Source organism: Nocardia rhizosphaerihabitans, from assembly GCF_014646295.1.
Taxonomy (GTDB): Bacteria; Actinomycetota; Actinomycetes; order Mycobacteriales; family Mycobacteriaceae; genus Nocardia; species Nocardia rhizosphaerihabitans.
Genome location: NZ_BMNE01000011.1, coordinates 1 through 20303, shown reverse-complemented (window position 1 = coordinate 20303; position 20303 = coordinate 1). Strand labels below are relative to the sequence as shown.

Annotated in this window: 18 protein-coding genes; 14 read left to right on the top strand and 4 right to left on the bottom strand. The window is 66.3% G+C overall.

All coding sequences use genetic code 11. The features are described 5' to 3' along the window. Window positions 1–7 precede the first annotated feature (7 nt). Genes IEY60_RS31435 through IEY60_RS31425 form a run of 3 tightly spaced genes read right to left on the bottom strand, consistent with a single transcriptional unit; the run spans window position 8 to window position 4223 of the window. Window positions 8–1435: a FadD3 family acyl-CoA ligase gene (locus IEY60_RS31435; protein WP_189034165.1), complete on the bottom strand. Its 1428-nt coding sequence runs from the start codon at window positions 1433–1435 to the stop codon at window positions 8–10. Then, on the bottom strand, window positions 1432–2628 hold the full coding sequence (locus tag IEY60_RS31430; protein WP_189034164.1) for an amidohydrolase family protein: 1197 nt from the start codon (window positions 2626–2628) through the stop codon (window positions 1432–1434). The genes IEY60_RS31435 and IEY60_RS31430 overlap by 4 nt, the downstream gene beginning before the upstream one ends. Before the next feature lie 38 nt (window positions 2629–2666). Next, window positions 2667–4223: an AMP-binding protein gene (locus IEY60_RS31425; protein WP_189034163.1), complete on the bottom strand. Its 1557-nt coding sequence runs from the start codon at window positions 4221–4223 to the stop codon at window positions 2667–2669. A 314-nt stretch (window positions 4224–4537) separates the two neighbouring features. On the opposite strand from IEY60_RS31425, the gene IEY60_RS31420 reads away from it, so the two are divergent. The 14 genes from IEY60_RS31420 to IEY60_RS31355 all read left to right on the top strand — a co-directional run bounded on the left by IEY60_RS31420 (window position 4538) and on the right by IEY60_RS31355 (window position 19180). Next, window positions 4538–5113: a hypothetical protein gene (locus tag IEY60_RS31420; RefSeq protein ID WP_229740296.1), complete on the top strand. Its 576-nt coding sequence runs from the start codon at window positions 4538–4540 to the stop codon at window positions 5111–5113. Window positions 5114–5466: 353 nt separating this feature from the next. Further along, entirely contained in the window at window positions 5467–6360 is an 894-nt protein-coding gene (locus IEY60_RS31415; RefSeq protein WP_189034162.1) for an MlaE family ABC transporter permease, read from the top strand. Continuing rightward, complete coding sequence (locus tag IEY60_RS31410; RefSeq protein WP_189034161.1) at window positions 6360–7214, top strand: ABC transporter permease; 855 nt, start codon at window positions 6360–6362, stop codon at window positions 7212–7214. Before IEY60_RS31415 ends, IEY60_RS31410 begins: the two co-directional genes overlap by 1 nt. 4 nt (window positions 7215–7218) lie before the next feature. After that, the gene (locus tag IEY60_RS31405) at window positions 7219–8496 is read left to right on the top strand and encodes an MlaD family protein (protein WP_189034160.1); all 1278 of its coding nucleotides are present in this window, start codon (window positions 7219–7221) and stop codon (window positions 8494–8496) included. Continuing rightward, window positions 8493–9530: an MlaD family protein gene (locus IEY60_RS31400; RefSeq protein ID WP_189034159.1), complete on the top strand. Its 1038-nt coding sequence runs from the start codon at window positions 8493–8495 to the stop codon at window positions 9528–9530. Before IEY60_RS31405 ends, IEY60_RS31400 begins: the two co-directional genes overlap by 4 nt. Before the next feature lie 7 nt (window positions 9531–9537). Beyond that, on the top strand, window positions 9538–10587 hold the full coding sequence (locus tag IEY60_RS31395; protein ID WP_189034158.1) for an MCE family protein: 1050 nt from the start codon (window positions 9538–9540) through the stop codon (window positions 10585–10587). Next, entirely contained in the window at window positions 10584–11687 is a 1104-nt protein-coding gene (locus IEY60_RS31390) for an MCE family protein (RefSeq protein WP_189034157.1), read from the top strand. Before IEY60_RS31395 ends, IEY60_RS31390 begins: the two co-directional genes overlap by 4 nt. Further along, the gene (locus tag IEY60_RS31385) at window positions 11684–12790 is read left to right on the top strand and encodes an MlaD family protein (protein WP_189034156.1); all 1107 of its coding nucleotides are present in this window, start codon (window positions 11684–11686) and stop codon (window positions 12788–12790) included. Before IEY60_RS31390 ends, IEY60_RS31385 begins: the two co-directional genes overlap by 4 nt. Next, window positions 12787–14067: an MlaD family protein gene (locus tag IEY60_RS31380; RefSeq protein WP_189034155.1), complete on the top strand. Its 1281-nt coding sequence runs from the start codon at window positions 12787–12789 to the stop codon at window positions 14065–14067. Before IEY60_RS31385 ends, IEY60_RS31380 begins: the two co-directional genes overlap by 4 nt. Window positions 14068–14117: 50 nt before the next feature. Next, window positions 14118–14777, top strand: a complete 660-nt coding sequence (locus tag IEY60_RS31375) for an Rv1363c family protein (protein ID WP_189034154.1) — start codon at window positions 14118–14120, stop codon at window positions 14775–14777. A gap of 93 nt (window positions 14778–14870) precedes the next feature. Further along, window positions 14871–16148, top strand: coding sequence for a cytochrome P450 (locus IEY60_RS31370; RefSeq protein WP_189034153.1), 1278 nt, complete (start codon window positions 14871–14873; stop codon window positions 16146–16148). 27 nt (window positions 16149–16175) lie between these two features. Continuing rightward, complete coding sequence (locus IEY60_RS31365) at window positions 16176–17009, top strand: mycofactocin-coupled SDR family oxidoreductase (protein ID WP_189034152.1); 834 nt, start codon at window positions 16176–16178, stop codon at window positions 17007–17009. Window positions 17010–17022: 13 nt separating this feature from the next. Then, window positions 17023–18021, top strand: a complete 999-nt coding sequence (locus IEY60_RS31360) for an acyl-CoA dehydrogenase family protein (protein WP_189034151.1) — start codon at window positions 17023–17025, stop codon at window positions 18019–18021. Then, window positions 18005–19180, top strand: coding sequence for an acyl-CoA dehydrogenase family protein (locus IEY60_RS31355; RefSeq protein WP_189034150.1), 1176 nt, complete (start codon window positions 18005–18007; stop codon window positions 19178–19180). The genes IEY60_RS31360 and IEY60_RS31355 overlap by 17 nt, the downstream gene beginning before the upstream one ends. On the opposite strand, the gene IEY60_RS31350 is transcribed toward IEY60_RS31355, so the two are convergent. Next, window positions 19143–19535 carry a hypothetical protein gene (locus tag IEY60_RS31350; protein ID WP_189034149.1) on the bottom strand — a complete coding sequence of 131 codons (393 nt, stop codon included), beginning with the start codon at window positions 19533–19535 and terminating at the stop codon, window positions 19143–19145. The two genes, IEY60_RS31355 and IEY60_RS31350, sit on opposite strands and share 38 nt — an antisense overlap. Between the last annotated feature and the right edge of the window lie 768 nt (window positions 19536–20303).

Here is a 20303-nt window from a genome sequence, read left to right as displayed (position 1 = left end):
TCGCCTTTCAGCGCAGTTGGTCTTTTATCACCTTGCCGGTCGCGTTGAGCGGCAAGGCGTCCAGGAAGCGCACCGACCGGGGCACCTTGAATCCCGCCATCCGATCACGGCTCCAGGTGATGAGCTCATCCTCGGTGATTTCAGCCTTGACCACCACGTATGCGCGGCCGACCTGGCCGAGTCGCTCGTCCGGCACGCCGACGACCGCGGCTTGGGCTACCGCGGGATGTTCGAGCAGAAAGCCTTCGATCTCGGCCGGGTAGGCGTTGAATCCGCCGACGATGAACATGTCCTTCTTGCGTCCGACGATGCGCAGCCTGCCGTCGGGGTCCAGCTCACCGAGATCGCCGGTACGCAGCCAACCGTCGTGACCGATCGCGGCGGCTGTCGCGTCGGGGTCGTCCAGATAGCCCAGCATGACCGAGTAGCCGCGGACCAGCACCTCGCCGTCGTCGGCGATGCTGACCTCGACCCCCGCGCACGGACTACCCACGGTGGTCGCGATCTGTTCGAAACTGTCGCCGGGCCGCGAGGCGGTGACCGTGCCCGCTTCCGAGAGGCCGTAGCCGGTCATGATCGACTGGAACGGTAGTTCTTCGGCGATCCTGCGGATGAGTTCCACCGGGATGTCGGCGGAACCGGTGACCGCCGCCCGCAGCGAGGACAGGTCCCGTGTGCTCTTCGCCTCCAGCAGCGAGTGGTACAGGGTGGGTGGCCCCGGCAGCATCGTCACGCGCTCACGTTCCACGATGTCCATGACCGTGTCGGCATCGAAGACCCGGACCGGGAGGATGGTCGCGCCTCGAATGAGCGAGGCCACCAGCCCAGCTTTGTACCCGAAGATGTGAAAGAAGGGATTGACGATCAGATAACGGTCGCCCTCCCGCAGATCCGCCAGGTCGCACCACTCCGTGTACAGCCGCAGCGTCTGCTGGTGGTTCATCATGACGCCCTTGGGACGGCCGGTAGTACCCGAGGTGAAGATGATGTCGGCGATCTCGGTGCCGGCGACCCTGCGTTCGAGCGGCTGCCCGCTGTCGAGGAAACCGGATTTCAGGTCGATCATCGGCACATCGGTGACGCCGGTGTAGTCGGTGCCGAGGAAGCCTTGTTCCACGACCACCGCCTTGGCACCACTGCGGCCGATGATGTCTCCGGCTTCCTCGGCTTTGAACCGGGTGTTCACCGGAACCAGAACGCCGCCCGCGGTGAGCAGGCCGAACGCCGTGATGATCCACTCCGCGGAGTTGGGCGCCCACAGCGCGACCCGGTCGCCTGTGTCGATGCCCGCCTCGGCGAACGCCCCCGCGGCCTGGCGAATCCGGGCCGCCAGTTCGGTGAAGCTCAACCGCAGATCGCCGTCGACGACCGCTTCGGCATCGCCGAAGCGGTCCGCCGCGCTCAGGACCATCTGCGGGATGGATTCCCAGCTCATACGTTCAGCAGCCGTGCCAGGTTGCCGCCCATGATCTTCGCCTGGTTCGCGAGCGGCATCTCCTTGATCTCGTGGATATAGCGCGCGGGCTCGGCCAGACCCTCCGGGTGCGGCCAATCGGAACCGAACAGCACGTGATCGACACCGATGACATCGGAGAGTCGTTGCAGATCCTCCTCCCAGAACGGGCTGACGTAGAGGCTCTGCTTGATGGCCTCCACCGGGTTGCGGAAACCGAAACCCTCCGGTGCCTTCTTGTAGACGTCGGTCAACTGCTGCAGCAGCGGCTCGAGCCACGCGGAGCCGTTCTCGATGACCGCGATCTTCAGATCCGGGAATCGGTTGAGCGCGCCGTGGCACACCCAGGATGCGACCGCGTCGGTGACCGGGCGCCACTGGTTCGTCATGGCGAAGGTGTTGGTTTTGAACGGCAGCATCTCCAGTTGGTTGCCGTCCCACTCGGCGTCGAAGCGCGAGTAGCCGCTGTCGGAGGAGTGCATGGTGACCAGTACGTCGAGTTCGACGACCCGCTTCCAGAACGGATCGAACTCGGGCAGCGCGAACGAGCGCATCCCCTTGAACCCGGGCACCGGGGCAGGGCGAACAAGGATCGCCTTCGCGCCGTGCTCGACTACCGCCCAGTTCAGTTCCTCGATTGCCTTCTCGACGATCGGCAGGGTGATCACTGGGATGGTGAAGATCCGATCGGAGTGGACGAAGTTGCCGTCCTGGCCCCACTCCTCGAGCATCCACCGATTCAGCGAGTGGACCACCGCGTGGATCAGCTCGGGATGGTGGCGCAGCCGTTCCTCGACCAGGCTGGCGAGCGTCGGGAACATCAACGCGCGTTCCAGTTGGAGGTCGTCCATGACCTTCAGGCGGGCTTGCGGGTCGCGGAAAGCGTCGATGGCCTTCATCGACTTGCCGAAGATCTCGCGCTTGCTCTTGCCCTCGGGGTTGCCGTTTTTGAAGTAGTCCTCCATGGCTCCAGGGCGGGCCACCACGTCGAAGGTGGGGTTGGGGATGTACTCGCTGATCTGGCCGAGCACCGCGATCTTGGTTCGGCCGTTGATCTCCACGTACTGGATGGCTCCCGCGTACTCCTTGGGCAGATGCCTGGTGAGTGCTTCCTTGGTCTCGTAGAGATGGTTGTCGGCATCGAAGAGCTGGTACGGAAGCTCGATCTTCGTCATGGAATCCTCCTTATTCGCTTGAGAGAATCGTATTCTCTTCATGGCGCGACCGCAATGCTCTCGTCACGTATGGCCAGGTCTGCGCGCACCACGAACTTCTGGATTTTGCCGCTGGCGGTGCGCGGGAAATCGGCGACGGCGTGGACCTGCTCGGGCCACTTCTGCTTGGCCATGCCCGCCGTGGCGAAGTGCGCGCGCAGTTCTTCGAGTGTGGGTACGGAATGTCCGGGTAGCAGGCGCAGGACCGCGGCCGTCCGCTCGCCGAGTCGTGGATCGGGCACCGCGACCGCGACTGCTTCGGCGACCCCTGGCATCGTCAGCAGTATTTCCTCGACCTCGAGCGCGCTGATGTTCTCGCCGCCTCGGATGATCATGTCCGACTTGCGATCGGTGATCGTCAGGTAGCCGTCGTCGTCGAGTACGCCGATGTCGCCGGTGTGGTACCAGCCGTCGGCGTCGAAGGCCGCGGCGGTGAGCTCGGGGTCGGTGTAGCCCAGGCAGAGATCCGGTCCACGGCTCAGAATTTCTCCGTCCTCGGCCAGTCGGATCTGCACGCCGGGCAGTGCCTCGCCGTCGGTGAACAATCGCTTGTCCGCCGGTGCGGTATGTCGCGAGCCGGTGATCGACGGGTGCTCGGTGCTGCCGTAGGAGCGGTAGACGGTGACACCGGCGTCGGCCAGGCGGGTGGTGAGCGCGGCGGGCACGGCGGCACCGCCGAGTCCGGCGTAGCGCAGGTACGGCAGGTGTGCGTCGGTCCAGCCGGGATGGTCGAGCAGGCTGGTGACGTAGTACGGAACGCCGCCACCGACGGAGAGTCCTTCGGCGGTCATCAGGCGCAGGATGCCGGCCGGATCCCACACGTCGACCAGGTTGATCGGCTGTCCATCGAGCACCGGGATCAGAAAGGCGTTGATCATGCCGATGAAATGACCGACCGGGGCGGCGGTGACCTGATCGCCGCGATCGTCGGGATAGATCCCGGCCAGTTGCCGTGTCTCGTGCCCAAGAGTGTGATGGCTGTGCACGACACCCTTCGGGGCTCGTGTCGTGCCGGAGGTGAACGCGATCAGCGCCGCGCGGTCCGGTTCCACCGGCAGCGTGCCCGGCAGCGCCTCGTCGTCGAGCAGTTCGTCGAAATCGCGGCCGACAACGCCGACGATGGGGACATCGCGATAGACCTCCGGTGGGAAATCCTGACTGCCGAACCGGTCGGCGGTGACAAAGACCTTGGGCGCAACGGTCTCGAGAATGTGGGTCAGTTCTCGCCTGCCGTAGAAGTGGACCACTGGAACCACGGTGGCACCGAGGAACGCCGACGCCCAGAAGGTCGCCGCGGCCTCCATCCAATTCGGTAGCTGGAAGGCGACGACATCGCCGGGTCCGACGCCGCGGCGGTGCAAGCCCGCCGCGAGCTGTCGGGCGTTCTGTTCGACGTCGGCGAAGGTGCCCGACCACGGCCGGGTTGCGGAATGCACTCGGAAAGCGGTATCGGGGGCGGTGCGGAGCCCGCTCGTCAGCAGGTCGCCGAGTGTCTCCGAGGTCCACCAGCCCTGTTCCCGGTAGTGACGGACCAGGTCTGGTGGGATCGTGCGCATCGTCGAACTCCATCTCCGGCAGGTGGGGTGACCCCGATTTCACGGTTCTCCTAAACAGAGAATTATATTACCTAGAAGTGAACAAGGTCTGGAGGCGCGGCAGCGCGGCGTGTGGCGGTCGCATCGGAAAAGTGGTCTGGGTCACATTTTGACGTTCTTGGAGAATGTTCATCGCGCCGAGGAGAATCAAATTACTGTGGGCAGCAGTCGCGTTCCGCGAGACTGGTAGCGCGGTGCCGCCCAGGCTGGGCGCTGCCAGATCACTCGCCAGGCGACCGGTTCGGCTTTCTGTATGCGATAACGGGATGGAAGATATGGCTACACGGTCCGTCGATTCCGCGATTCGGTGGCGCGCGCATGCGCACCGGCACCCCCTGCGTCACCGATTGGCGGTCGTGGGGCCCGACGCCGCCGACGTCGTTCGGCACGCGGGTGGCTGGCTGTTCGATCGGTCCGCGGCGGGGTGGGAGGTCACCGTTCTCGTCTCCGATCTCGACAATGTGGGCGCGTTGCAGATTCTCGGTGCCACTGTGCTGGATCTGCGACCGTCGCTGATGGATTCGAACCACGACCTGTGGCCCACAGCCGTCGCGGTATCCGTGCGTAGCTACCTGGCCGAACGCGCGGTGCGCGAGGGCGTGCTCGACTGCCTGGACAACGGTTTGACGGAGGTCGCGATCTGGGGTGAGGACCTTCCCGACGAATTGGCAGCGCGGGTGGGCGCGTCCTGTCATCGCGTGAGTGTGGCCGCGCAGGCTTTCAAGTCGTGCGCTCTGGCTGCCGCCGGGTCCCCTGGTGAGGCGGTGTCGCCGATCGAGTCCTTCCAGTCCGGTACTCTGCTTCCCCCCTCCTTCCGGGAGAAGATGCGCGACCTCGTGCCGCCTGGGTAGCGAGAGTTTCTGCGGCCGGGCCCTGACGGCTCGGGCTGCGATCACTGCCGCCGACTGATGTCGGCGGGAGTTGTTTCGGCCGCGTCGAAAAGCGGCAACGTGCGGTAGTGCGGCAAGGTTGGCGCGTCGGTGCGTATCCGGCCATCTGTGGGCGGGTCGGCACTCGCTGCTGTCCACGGCCGGTCAACACCTTGCGAGAATGGCATTCTCCGATAGGGCAGAACATACTCTTGACTGACGCTAGTAATGATGGTCACAATGGAGAAGCATGTTTCCCTGGTAGTGGTGCAGCGGATGTCCGCTCCTTCTCGCCGCGCTGTATCGCGCGGACCGACCGACCCGAAAGACCAGCGATGACGATCCACCGCGAAGCCGCGGCCCGGGAAACCCCGGAAGGCGATGCCCGGACTCCGCAGGCAAAGCCTGCGACCCGGGCGATCGTCGCGTGGTGGCACGGCTACCTGAAGCGTCATCCGGTCGCCGCACTGGAGACGGTGGGTGGGCAGTTCATCCTCGGTGTCCGCGCGGTCCAATACCTCGTCACCGACATCGTCACGAAACGTTTCGCGTTCGGGGAGTTCGTCAGGCAGTCGGCGTTCATGTCTTCGGCGGCGGTGTTGCCGACCATCTTCGTCTCACTCCCGATCGGGGTCACCCTGTCCATCCAGTTCGGCCTGCTGGCCGGTCAGGTCGGCGCGACCTCGCTGGCCGGTGCCGCCAGCGGGCTCGCGGTGATTCGCCAGGGCGCGCCCATGGTGGCCGCGCTGTTGATGGCATCGGCGGTGGGCTCGGCGATCTGTGCCGACCTGGGCTCCCGCAAGATCCGTGACGAGCTGGACGCGATGGAAGTCATGGGCGTCTCGATCGTGCGGCGCCTCGTGGTGCCGCGCGTGGCGGCGGCCGTGCTGGTCGGTGTCTCGCTCACCGGTGTGGTGTGCTTCGTGGGATTTCTGGCCGGCTACCTGTTCAACGTCTTCGCGCAGAACGGTGCCCCGGGCAGTTTCGTCACCACATTCGCCTCGTTCGCCACCGTCGGTGATCTGTGGTTGACCCTGGTCAAAGCCGTGATCTACGGAATGATCGTCGCCGTCGTGGCCTGCGAGAAGGGCCTGCACACCGAAGGCGGGCCTGCCGGCGTCGCGAATTCCGTCAACTCGACGGTGGTCTCCTCGATCCTGCTGCTGATGCTCGTGAACGTCGTGTTCACCCAGCTGGCCATGATTCTGTTCCCACGGCAGGGACTGTGATGGCGACCCCATACCGTCCGCGCGGCACGCGCACCGTCATCCGGGTCTCGCGGCATGCCGGTGTGTCGATCATGCGCATCGGGCACATGTTCTCCTTCCTGTTCCGCGCGCTGTACTCGATCCCGGTGATGCTGCGGCACTACCGCGGCGAATTCCTGCGCATCCTGTCCGACATCACCTGGGGCAACGGTTCGATTGTCGTGGGCGGTGGCACCGCGGGAGTGATCATCGTGCTCGGCGCGGCAGGTGGGGCGATTGTCGGGCTGGAGGGCTACAACGCCCTGCACCTGCTCGGGATGGAACCGACCATCGGCCTGATCGCCTCGACCGCCTCGACCAGGGAACTGGCACCGATCATGGCCTCGCTGGCATTCGCGGCGCAGGCCGGCTGCCGGTTCACCGCCCAGCTGGGCGCGATGGGCATCGCCGAGGAGATCGACGCTATGGAATCGATGGCCATTCGTTCGGTGCCCTACCTCGTCAGCACCAGATTGCTGGCGTCGATCGTGGCGATGATCCCGCTCTACCTCGTCTGCCTGGCCGCCAACTATCTCGCGGTCGAGGCGGTCGTCGGGATGTCGGGCGGACTCTCCGCGGGCACCTACCAGCACTATTTCCAACTGGTACTCAACGGGCCCGATATCGCGTACTCGCTGGGCAAGGCTGTTCTCTTCGTGATCATCACCTCGACCGTGCAGTGCTATTACGGCTACTACGCCGCGGGTGGGCCCCAGGGCGTCGGCGTTGCCGCAGGACGCGCGATGCGCGCTGCGATCTCGCTGATGATTGTGGTCAATCTGCTGCTCACGGTCGCGCTCTGGGGTATCGGTGCCAGTGCCAGGCTGGGGGGCTGAGCCGATGTCTGTGCTCTTCGAGAAGGACGGCCGTGGTCCCGCCGGATGGATATTGCTCCTGCGCGGAGTCGTGGTGATCGTGGTGGTGACGTTGGGGATCACCTTGCTGTTGATGAAGTCGATCGGGCGATTCGACGAGAAGGTCGAGGTGACAGCGGTTCTGGAACAACTCGGCGACGGCCTACCCGCCCGTTCCGACGTGAAGTTCCGTGGGATGTTGGTCGGCATCGTCGCCGGGGTGTCCACGACTGGCGGGGGCTCGGCCAACCGAGTCCGATTGTTGCTCGATCCTGTTGTCGCCGAACGTATTCCGCGTACTGTCACGGCGCGGGTCGTCCCCAGCAATGTGTTCGCGGTCTCCTCGGTGCAGCTGGTCGACAACGGTCCAGGCCCGGCACTCACGGCGAACTCCGAGATCCGGCAGGACACCAGCCTGTCCACGGTTCAGCTGCAGACCGCGCTGACAAAACTGCGCGAGATCATCGCCGCCACCGCGCGGATCGGGACCGCCGACACGGTGGGTGTGCTCGCCGCGGTCGCCGAGGCGACCGACCGGCGCGGAACAGACCTGGTCGGTGCCGGTGCTCGACTCGAACGCATCACCGAGGAGTTCGACGCGTTGCTCACCCCCGACGGCGCCCCACCCACCCTGACGATGCTCGCCGAGTCGATCCGTGGCCTGACCGCCGCGGCCCCGGAACTGCTCGACGCGCTGCACCACTCGGTGCTCCCGATGCGGACCTTCGCCGAACAGAACGGCCAGCTGGCGGGACTGCTCACCGCCGGTGGCACCACGATCGGCACGGTCGGCGCCACTCTGGACCGCCGAACAGACCAGGCCGTTGACATCACTGACAACATGGGTCCGGTCCTCGACGTGTTCGCGGCAGGCTCACCGGCATTCAGCCAGATCGTGGTGAGCATCCGGAAGCTGTCGGATCTGTGGTACCAGGAATTCTGGAACGCCGACAGCCCGCGCGGGCGGGGCAAGTTCCAGTTCCGGATGACCCCGCACACGCCCTACACCCGCGCCGACTGCCCGCGCTACGGCGAGCTGGCAGGCCCGAGCTGCTCGACGGCACCCACGTCGGTGCCGATCGAGGAGATACCGCCGGTCATGGACCCGCGAACGTACCCGTCGGACCCCGGGGTCGCCGCCGGTTTGCCGCCCGAGATCACCGCACTGATCGAGCGAGCTCTGCGCGGGAACCAGAACGGTGCCGAGTCCGTGCTCGTGCCGCTGTTGGCCGACGGCCCATTTCCCATGGGGGGTACCCGATGAGCTACCGCCGTTCGCTGATCGGGGTCTGTCTGTTCGTGACGGTCGCGATGGCGCTGATCTGGGTGACCTACGTGACCCTCGACCGTGACATCAATGGGCAAACGCATCGGTATTCGGCGGTTTTCACCGATGTCAGCGGTTTGCGGGTCGGCGATGACGTAAGGATGGCCGGGGTCAGGGTCGGGCGGGTGGACGGAATCGAGCTGGCCGGAATCCAGGCCAGGGTGCGGTTCCGGGTGGAAGACGATCAAGTGCTCTACGGCGACACCAAAGCCTCGATCACCTACCAGAATGTCATCGGGCAGCGCTACCTCGGTCTCGCGCTCGCCGAGTTCGGTGCTCGAACGCCACTAGCTGCGGGTGCGGAGATTCCGGTGGAACACACCGAACCATCCTTCGACATCTCCGCGCTGCTCAACGGCTTCGAGCCGTTGTTCGGCGGCCTGGATCCCGCCCAGGTGGACAACGTCACCGGCGCGTTGATCAAGGCGTTGCAAGGTGATCAGACCTCGTTGGTGCTGCTGATCGAGCAGGTATCGGAACTGGCGCAGTCGCTCGCCGGACCCGACCAGGTGCTCGGCGCGGTGATCGGGAATCTGAATTCGGTGGTCGGCGACCTGGCGCGCCACAGCGGTGAGGTGAGCGGACTCATCACCCAGTCGCGGGTGATCATCGGCGGGCTGGCCGAGCACCGCGACGAACTGCTGGCAACGCTGGATTCGACGGCGCTGGTCACCAACCGGATGGCCGGACTGCTCCGCGATGTGGAGCCGGAACTGAACGCCATGCTCTACCGCGAGCCCGGCTTCACCCGGCACTTCGAGGAGAACAAGGAGAACTTCGCCTACCTCGGTTTCAACCTGCCCGCGTTGATGAAAGGGCTGGCCAGGGTCAGCCAGGAAGGCGCGTACCTGAGCACCTATCTGTGCAACTTCAACATCACCATGCTGCCATCGCTGAAGGCGCTGGTTCCGACAATCGTCGGCCTCGCCTCGCCGAGCGGGCAACCCGAGTATTCCCCGATCTGCCGGTGAGGCGACGATGAAACGATCTGTACGACAGTGGATCCGATTGGCGCAGCAGCCGATCGAGGAGCATCCTCGTGGGCTGCTCGGGCTGATCGCGGTTGTGATTCTGCTCGCGGCGACCGTCGGTGCTGTCGGCGTCAGCGCGTTCGGCGTCGGCACGGTGCGCTACGAGGCGGAGTTCGCCCAGGCGGCCGGGGTCAGCAGCGGGGACGCGGTGACCATCGCGGGAGTCGCGGTCGGCACGGTGGGCGGGTCGCGGTTGGTCGGCGATCGAGTGCTGGTCTCGCTGAACATCGATTCCGCGGTGCCGCTCGGCTCCGGGACCGGGGCGGCGATCAAGCTGACCACCCTGCTCGGTGCACGATATGTGGAGCTTCGCCCCGCAGGCGAGGGCGCGCTACCCGGCCGGCGAATCACCCTGGAGCACACCGAGGTTCCCTACGACCTACAGACCGCGCTGGACAACGCCACCGTCACCTTCGAACGGATCGACACCGCCCAGATCGGTGACTCGCTGACCACCCTGGCCGGGCAGTTGGAGGGAATGCCGTCGGTACTTCCTGCCATGCTGGCCAACGTGCGCGCGCTGGCCGCCGTTATCGGTGAACGGCGCGGAGAGACCAGCGCACTGCTGGCCAGTACCGCGACACTCACCTCGGTGATCCACGGCCAGCAAGCCGATCTCGCGGCCGTGATGACCCAGGGCAGCGACCTGCTCAACGAGATCGTGGCTCGTCGCGACGCGGTGGTGCAGTTGATGACCGCGACCCGCGACCTGGCCGATCAGGTGCGCACCCTGGTGGTGCACGACCGCCCGGCCGTCGACACCCTGCTGAACGGTCTCGAAGGACTGCTCGGCAGTCTCGCGCGCAACGAAGCGCTCCTGCGAAGCACGCTCGAGATCCTGCCGATTCCGGTGCGCAACTTCGCCAATGCCTCCGGCACCGCCAACGAAGTCGACTTCACCGCGCCCGCCGGGCCGCTGATCGATTCATGGATGTGCGCGCTGAGCGGGCGCGCGGAGATCGCCAACCTGCCCCCCTACTTCAAGGATTGTCAATGAGAGCCGGACGTGCGCTGCTGACCGCCGCAGTGGTGTTGGGGATCGGGGTCGCGGCCGGATACGCGGACAGCCCGATCCGGGGCGAGCGCAGGGCCACCGTCACCGCGATGTTCGACAACGCCGCCGGCCTGTATGTGGGCAATGCCGTTGCCGTGCTCGGCATGCCGGTGGGGGAGGTCACCTCGGTCGAGCCGCGGGGCTCCCAGGTGGAGGTCACCTTGGCCCTCGACCGTGAGGTCTCGATCCCCGCCGATGTCAGGGCGGTCACCCTGTCGACTTCCGTGCTCACCGACCGCCACGTGGAGCTCACACCCGTCTACCGAGGTGGGCCCACGCTGTCCGACGGTGCGCGCCTTGGCCTGGACCGCACCCGCACACCCGTGGAGTTCGACCGATTGCTCGGTGCCGCCGATCGCATGGCGGGCGAACTCGAAGGCGAGCGGCCCGGTGATGGTCCGGTCGCGCGGTTGCTCACCGCATCGTCGGCGATCGCCACCGGCAGCGGTGCGCCACTGCGCGAGACCCTCGATCAGCTCGCGGTGGCGCTGAAGCTCGGCGAAGACGGCGGGGACGCCACGCGCGAGACGATCACCCAGTTGGTGAACCAACTCGCCGAACTGCTGCGCGCCGCCGCCGAAAACGACCGTGTCGTCCGTGAATTCGGCACCGCGACAGGGCAACTCGGCGATGTGGTGGCCGATCTCGGCATCGGCACCGGCAACACGGGGGCCCAGATCGTCGAGATCATGCGCCAGACCGACGCGCTGCTCACCGCCAACGCGGGCACCCTGTCGGCCACGCTGTCCAACGGCGCCACCGTGACCAAGGCAATGGCGGACTACCGCAGCGAGCTCGCCGAATTCATCGACGTCACACCGCTGCTACTGAACAACGCCTACAACGCTGTCGACTTCGACTACCGCGGTGTCCGTGTGCACGCACTGCTGGACAAGGTCTTCTTCGACGGCCAGCTGGTCAAGGAATTCTGCAATATCCTCGGTCTGCGCCAACTCGGCTGCGCGACAGGGACATTGCAGGATTTCGGGCCCGACTTCGGGATCACCGACATGCTCGAGGCGATGTCGAGGTTGCCGCGATGATCGCATGGCGTCTGTCGCGCATCGCGGCGCTCGCGCTCGCTGCGCCGGCCTTCGGGACCGGCTGCGCGGTCGGGCTCGGCGACCTGCCACTGCCCGCTCCCGGCGGCGGCGGCGAAAACTACACGGTGCGCGCCGAATTCGAGAATGCGCTGAACTTGCCCGCCAAAGCCAAGGTTCGGCTGTCCGGCGCCGACGTCGGCGAAGTGACCGAGATGGTGGTGCGCGACTACACCGCGGTGGTGACATTGAGCATCAGGCGTGGGGTTCGGCTGCCGTTGGGATCCACCGCCGAACTACGCTCGGCCACCCCACTCGGCGACATCTTCGTCTCGCTGACCCCACCCGCCGAGGCAACGCCCGCGACGCCGGCCCTGGCCGACGGTGACCGCATCGCCCGGGAGCACACCGCCGCCGCGGCGACCGTCGAGGAACTGCTCACCACGGCATCGCTGCTGGTGAATGGCGGTGCCCTCCGCAATCTCACGACGATTGTCAATGGACTCGGCCACGCGGTCGGGGACCGGGGTGATCGCATGGCGGACCTGATCGCGCAGTCGACCCGGGTAGTGCAAGGGCTCGCCGCCCGCTCGGCCGACATCCGCATCACCTTGGCGGAGGTCGATCAGCTCGCTCGCACAGTGAAAGCACAGTCCGGCACGATCGATGAGGTTCTCGCCGCCGCTGGACCCGCGTTGACCACCTTGCGCGCCAACTCCGACCAGGCACTGTCCCTGGTCGGTGAGGTCGGTCGAATTTCCGAGCAGCTCGCACGGTTGCCCGGTCTCGACGGCACCGAGACCACCGGCATGATCGCCGATATCAATCGGATCGCCGAGCAGCTCAACGCCGCGGCGATCGACCCGAATGCCAGTGTGGCGGCGATGAATTCGATGCTCGGCCCGGTCATCGCGGTGACCACCAGCACGGCCGCCAGCACCGATGCGGATTTCCAGGACCTGGCAGTGGGTGTGCTGCCTGATGTGAACCACCCCGGCGATCCGGAGAGCAGGCTGCCGGACGCCAGGGACTGGACGAACTTCGTCGGCACGCTCACCTACACCTTGCTTCGACTGCAGGGCCGGATCACCGGAGCGGGCCGATGACGGGCGGGGTCGGTGAGGCCTCGGCGCGCTTGCTGGTGAACGCGGTGGGCGCGGTCCGCGCACGGCGGGCAGCGGCCTCGGCAGTGTCGTTGGTGGTGACGTTGGTGATCGGTGTCGGCTATCTGACTTTCGGCGCGCTAGGGATGAATCCCGCCGCGTCGACCTACCGGGTTCGCGTCCATCTCGCCGATTCGGGCGGGCTCCTGACCGGCCGGACCGTTGCCCTGCGTGGGGTTCCGGTCGGCACCGTGGAGTCGGTCGAACTCACCGGAACCGGGCTCGTCGCGGTAGCGGTGATCAACGCGGATACCGCGCTGCCCGCCGACGGCGAGGTCCGGGTGGCGAGCCTGTCGCTGGCGGGGGAGCAGTACCTGGACTTCCGGCCCACCGGCGACGATGGTCCCTACCTGGCCGACGGCGCGGAGATCGCGGTGGAAAGGACCAGCACGCCGACCCCACTGTGGCAAACCCTCAGTCAGATGGATTCCACTCTGGCCCAAGTGGATCCGGCTCAGCTGGCGGCAGTCGTCGACGGGTTCGGGGTCGGACCGCAGGGACCTGAGAAGTTGGCCGACCTCATCGACGGCGGAATCTTCCTGATCTCCACTCTCGACGCGGTGCTGCCGCAGACGGTGAGCCTGCTGCGTGACAGCAAGCAGGTGCTCGGGACCATGCGTGACTTCGCCCCCGGCCTCGGCGAATTCGCCACCGGCATGAACCAGGTGCTGGCGGGGGTGAGCGCGAAATCCGGTGGGTACGCGGCCCTGCTCGACGCGACGCCGGGAACGTTGCGCGCGCTGGACGCCGTGCTCGCCCAGAACGCCGACCGCGGCACGAAGCTGCTCGACAACCTCGGTGTCGTCGCTGATATCACCGGCGCCCGCGTGCCGGCTTTCCAGGAATTCTTCTTCCCGACCGAGCGCGGCGGATCCACCCTCGACGCGATCGCGGTCGCCTTCCACGACGGTGGTGTCTGGGGGTTGGTGAACCTGTATCCCCGCTACTCCTGTGACTACGACCTGCCCCGCCGGTCACCGTCGCTGCCCGATTTTCCCGAGCCGTACCGATACACGTACTGCCCCAATACCGACCCGTCGGTGCTGATCCGTGGCGCCGCCAATGCTCCGCGCCCGCCCGGTGCCGCGATCCCCGGGCTCCCGCCGCCCGGCGAGCCCGCGGTCCGGCAGACGATTCAGACACCGGTCGGACCGCTGTCGTTGCCGCTGACCTTCGCAGGACCGCCGTTGCCGGACCCGCCTCCCGCGCCGCACCGATGACCGGACAAGACAGCCAACCCAGCCCGATCCCTACTGCGAGGAACGACACCATGAGTGATACCGAGACTGCTGTAGCCGACCTGCCGACCGACGACGTGAAAGAGCCTGCCGACAAACAGGATTCGCCCACGTCGAAGCAGTCCGGCGACGCCACCGCCGCGGAAGCGGCCCCAGCTGCCGCAGGGCTGGAGTCCAGGGACGAACAGCACTTTCGCGGAATACGACTGGCGCGCGTCGCGCGTCGCGCGGCCGTTCCCGCGCTCGCACTGGTCGCAGTCGCCGCGCTCGTCGGCGTCGGCGTCCTGGGCTGGCAACTGCGCGAGGAGCGGGCGGTGGACAGCGCGGCCGAGGCGGCACTGCAAGCTGCCCGCGCGTACGCGGTAACCCTGACCAGTGTCGATTCCAACAATCTGGATCGCGACTTCACCGCGGTGCTGGACGGGTCGACCGGCGAATTCCGGGACATGTACACCCGTTCGAGTGGTCAGTTGCGCCAGCTGCTGCAAGAGAACAAGGCGACCGGCAAAGGCGCGGTCCTGGACGCGGCGGTGAAGTCGGCGACCGAAACCGAGGTCGAGGTGCTGCTTTTCATCGACCAGACGGTCACCAACGCCGCCTCCACCGATCCACGGGTCGATCGTAGTCGTGTCTTGATGACGATGCAGCTCATCGATGGACGCTGGTTGGCGAGCCGGGTCTACCTGCCCTGAATTGATGGGCATTCATTTTGCCCGCGCCCTGCCATAACCATATGAGAATGCTATTCTCATGTATAGACAATGCAGTTTTCAAGGAGGATCCGAATGACCGATTTCGACACCGTCGACTATTTCGCCGATCCAGACCTGGTGCCGGATCCGCACCCCTATTTCGACCACCTGCGGGCCCAGTGTCCAGTCAAGAAGGAATCGCACTACGGGGTCTACGCGGTCACCGGCTACGACGAGTCGGTGGAGGTTCTGCGCGACGCGAACCTGTTCTCTTCGGCCGTTGCGGTCGGCGGTCCATTCCCGCCGTTGCCTTTCGCGATCGAGGGTGACGACATCACCGATCTCATCGAGCAGCATCGCGCGCAACTACCGATGTTCGAACACATGGTGACCATGGATCCGCCGCGACACACCTTCGCGCGGTCCGTACTGAACCGGCTGCTCACCCCGGCGCGACTGAAGGAGAACGAGGACTTCATGTGGCGGCTGGCCGACCGCCAGCTCGACGAGTTCCTCGCGGCGGGCAAGTCGGAATTCCTGTCCGAGTACGCCAAACCGTTCTCGCTGCTGGTGGTGGCCGACATGCTCGGCGTGCCGGAGGAAGACCATCAGCAGTTCCGGATCGTGCTCGGTGCGGCGCAACCCGGCCAGCGAGTCGGCGCGCTCGACAGCGAATCCCTGGCCACCAACCCCCTCGCATGGCTCGACGACAAGTTCGTCGGCTACATCTCCGAACGTCGCGACAATCCGCGCGACGATGTGCTGACGTCACTCGCGCTGGCGAAATACCCGGACGGCTCCACCCCCGAGGTGATCGACGTAGTGCGTTCGGCCACCTTCCTTTTCGCCGCCGGGCAGGAGACCACCGCCAAACTGCTCAGCGCCGCGATGCGGGTACTCGCCGACCATCCCGAAGTGCAACAGGCGCTGCGCGATGACCGGAGCCTGATCCCTACCTTCATCGAAGAGACACTGCGGATGGACTCGCCCGTCAAGTCCGGATTCCGGCTGGCCACGCGCGCCACCACCGTCGGCGACGTGGATATCCCGGTCGGTTCGACGGTGATGTTCTGCCCCGGCGCGGCGAATCGGGATCCGCGCCGATTCGACGACCCGCACGAGTTCCGCCTCGACCGCGCCAACTTCCGTGAGCACATGGCGTTCGGGCGCGGCGTGCACTCCTGCCCCGGCGGCCCGCTGGCGCGCGTCGAGGGCCGGGTGTCGATCGAGCGGATTCTGGACCGGATGCTCGACATCGGCATCGACGAAGCCCACCACGGCGCGCCCGATGACCGGACCTACCGCTACGAGCCGACGTTCATCCTGCGCGGGCTCAGCGATCTGCACATCACCTTCACTCCCAATCCCTGAATTCCCACGAACGAGAAGAGGTTCACAATGACCGGACGGGTCGACGGCAAGGTCGCCTTCATCACCGGTGCGGCGCGCGGCCAGGGTCGCAGCCACGCGGTACGGCTGGCTCAGGAGGGCGCCGACATCATCGCCATCGATGTCTGCAAGCAGCTCGACAATGTTCCTTTTCCGATGTCCACCCCCGAGGACCTGGCCGAAACCGCGGAACTGGTGAAGGCCGAGGGCCGGCGGGTCGTGACCGCTGAGGTCGACGTGCGCGACTTCGACGCGCTGAAGCAGGCCGTGGACAGCGGTGTGGAGCAGCTGGGCAAGCTCGACATCATCGTCGCGAACGCCGGAATCGGCAACGAGGGCGGTGCACTGGTCGACCTCGACGAGACGCTCTGGGACGACATGATCGCCGTCAATCTCGGCGGAGTCTGGAAGAGCGTGAAAGCCGGTGTGCCGCATCTGGTCTCCGCCGGTGGCGGCGCGATCGTTTTGACCGGTTCGGTAGGTGGGCTCAAGGCCTACCCGAACGTCGGGCACTATGTCGCTGCCAAGCACGGAGTAGTCGGATTGATGCGCACGTTCGCAGTGGAACACGGGCATCAGTCCATCCGGGTGAACGCGGTGCATCCCACGCACGTGAGCACCTCCATGTTGCTCAACGAGGGCACCTACAAGCTGTTCCGCCCCGACCTGGAGAACCCGGGCCCGGCCGACCTCGAGCCGATCTGCCGGATGTTCCACACCCTGCCCACACCGTGGGTGGACCCGGTGGATGTCAGCAATGCCGTGCTCTACCTGGTTTCCGACGAGGCCCGATTCGTCACCGGCGTATCGCTGCCGGTCGACGCCGGCAGCATGCTCAAGTAGCGCGGAGGCCGGGATGCTGTTCGAGTTCGATTCCGATCAGCGGCTGTTGCGCGAGATCGTCCGTGACGTCACCGCCAAGGAGTGCGCACCACCGCTGATCAGGGACGTCGTCGACAAAGGCACCGATCCCGCCACGCTGTGGCAGACCTACGTCAGCCTCGGCTGGACCGAACTCGCCGAGCCTGCCGCGGCGGTCGAGCTGGGCATCGTGTTCGAGGAACTGGGCAGGGCGACCGACCCCACCCCGTTTCTGGCGACGATGTCGCAGTTCGCCCCGCTGATCGCGGAAGCAGGCCGGGTGGATCGCCCGGGCGCGGCCATCTACAGCGGGATTTCTGCCGCGCACGATGGCGCGGGCTGGCGCCTGCACGGCACCGCGCAGCATGTGCTCGACGGCGACCGTGCCGCGCGACTCGCGGTGGTCACCGACGCCGGTGTGTTCGTTGTCGATGCCGACGCGGTAAGTGCCCGCCGCACACCGGTTTTCGACCCGGTGTTGCACCTGGCCGACGTGACGTTCGACGCCGTGGCGGTGGCAGCGTCGGACCGGGTTCACACCGACGTGGCGCGCGCTCGCCAGTGCGCGATCACCGGCATGGCGCTGACCACCGTCGGCGCCTGTCGACGGATCCTGGACCTGGTGCTCGAGCACGTGCGCGGCCGCAGCCAGTTCGGTGTACCGATCGGCTCGTTCCAGGCGGTGCAGCACAAGGCGGCCGACATGCACGTCGCGATCGAACGGGCGCGAGCGCTCGGCTTCTTCGCCGCGCTGTGCCTGGCCGCCGACGACCCCCGGCGGCAGCTGGCCGCGTCCATGGCCAAAGCCGCTGCGGGAGAGTGCCAGTCGCTCGTCTTCAAGCACGGCGTCCAGCTGTTCGGAGCCATGGGTTTCACCTGGGAGAACGACCTACAATTCGCGCTCAAGCGCGCCAAGGCCGGCGAATTGATGCTCGGCGGCGCGGCCGAGCATCGGGCCATCGTGGCGGAGGAGTACCGTGCAACTCACCTTTGATCCGGATGTCGAGGAATTCCGAGCCGAGTTCGTCGGGTTCCTCACCGAGCACCTGCCGAGCGAGGCGGAGGCGACCCAGCGGTCCGAATCCAGCGCGCACGTCCCGGAGTGGGCGCGGCGCTGGCAACGGCTGCTGTTCGACAGCGGTTGGCTGCTGCCGACCAACCCACCGGAGTTCGGTGGTCGCAACGCCTCGGTCCTGCAGCAATACGTCTATCTCGAGGAGCTGTCGAAGCGGCGGATCTACCACAGTTTCAATCCACAGGGCGTTGGGATCATCGCCGCCTCGCTGCTGTCGTTCGGTACCGAAGAACAGCAGCGGGACTGGGCCGTGCCGATCCTGCGCGCCGAGCTCACCGCGGCACTGGGAATGAGCGAACCCGGAGCGGGGTCCGATCTCGCAGGGCTGCGCACCCGGGCGGTGCGCGACGGGGACCACTATGTCGTGGACGGTCAGAAGGTCTGGACGTCCGGTGCCCATGATGCCGACGTACTGCTCACGTTCGTGCGCACCGATCCGGACGCACCCAAGCACAAGGGGATCAGCGTCTTGTTGATCCCGACCGACACCCCGGGCGTGACGGTGCGGCCGTTCGCGTCGGCGTGCGCAGCTGATGACCTGGATTTCAACGAGGTCTACTTCGAGGGCGTCCGAGTACCGGTGACCAACCGGGTGGGGCCGGAGAATGAGGGCTGGTCGGTGGCCAACGGTTCGCTCGGACACGAACGCACGCTGCTCTGGCTCAGTTTCGCCAACCGCCTCGAAGACATGCTCGTCGACTTCCACCCGCGCACCGCACTCGACAACGACGGTTACGCCCGACTGGTGATGGACAGTTTCGCGCTACGGCTGCTCGGCTCGGCCGCGTTGGGCAGGGAGTCACGCGGCGAGCAGGATGTGCCGACCCTGTCCGTACTCAAGGTGCTCGGCTCCGAGGCGGTGCAGTCGGCCGCCGAACGTGCCCTGGACAACGTCGGCCCGGACGGCCTGACCCATCCCGCGGTGAGCGCGCCACCGAACCCACTGAACCTGGAGTGCTTCACGAGCAGTTGGTTCGAGCGATACCTACGCAGTTTCGCCGGGACCATCGCGGGCGGCACCTCGGAGATCCAGCGCAACATCATCGCCCAACGGGTGCTCGGCCTGCCGCGGGCCTGACCAGGGGAAGCGGTGACTTCGAACGTCCTTGCACCCCGTCGCCGGATTCGACGGATACCTCTGCGGTGCAACGGTTTCGGACCTGCAGCTGGTAGACCTTGCCGCTGTCGTCACGGGGCAGGGAGTCCACGACTTCGATGCGGGCGGGCACTTGGTAGTCCGCGAGATAGCCGACGAGCGCTTCGCCCGCCGTATCGGCGGTGAGGCTCGCGCCGGCACGGGACAGGATGCGCGCGGCCACGATCTCGGTAGGCAACCTCGCTCGCGGTCCATCGGGTGTTGATCGGCAGCGGGTTGGCTCCGTAGCAGCGATGCCGACCGAGATTTCGAGAAACTCGAGGTCGTTGCGAGCCATGATGACGTATTTGTCACCGCGGTCGATTCCAGCGGCAAGGATTGCCGATCCGAGCCGCCCTGCGCGCCGTAGGGCTTCGGATTGGGTACGGATACGAGCACCACAGATGAGGGTTGGGGCGTTGGATGGGTATCGGCCATGCCAGGGAAGTCTGCCATTCCACCGACCATTTTGTGTACGTGAGTTCAGCCCGGGCATTCGGGATAATCGGGGTAGCCGTAGCATCGGCGGAATTTCGGGCGGATATGGCGTAGATCGCTGGCGCGGCTGGGTTTTCGGGCTCTTGCGCTGCGGGTTGGGCGGTTGGTGCTTTGCTGGCCAGCGTTGGGGTCACTCGGGCACGGTAGTCGCGACGATTGCAGCTGCGCTGGTCTACCAGCTAGGTGCCGTCGCGGCATCACGCACCGTCTCCTGGGCCGGGCGAGGCCGCCCATGTATCGCATAAGCAGTGGCCGCGGAGTCGGCGCCGCCACGGTCCGAGAACTCCGCCGTCGCAGCTACGGCGTGACCGCGGCCGACGCTCGCGGGACCGGACCCGCGCTTGCCAGCGTGAACTATCCGGGCAACCGAGACGATCTCACCGGCGTGGTGTCCACCGATCAAAACGCATCCTGCCGCAGGTATGCGACGCGTGTTCGCCTGACAACCCGCCCCGCCGTCGAGGCGACGCCGGACAGATTCGGCCGCCTAGCCAGGCCGATGTCGCCTAAGGGATGTCCCGTAAGCCGTTGAGCGGCAACGGGTATCGTGTCGCTGGTGGTGATCTCG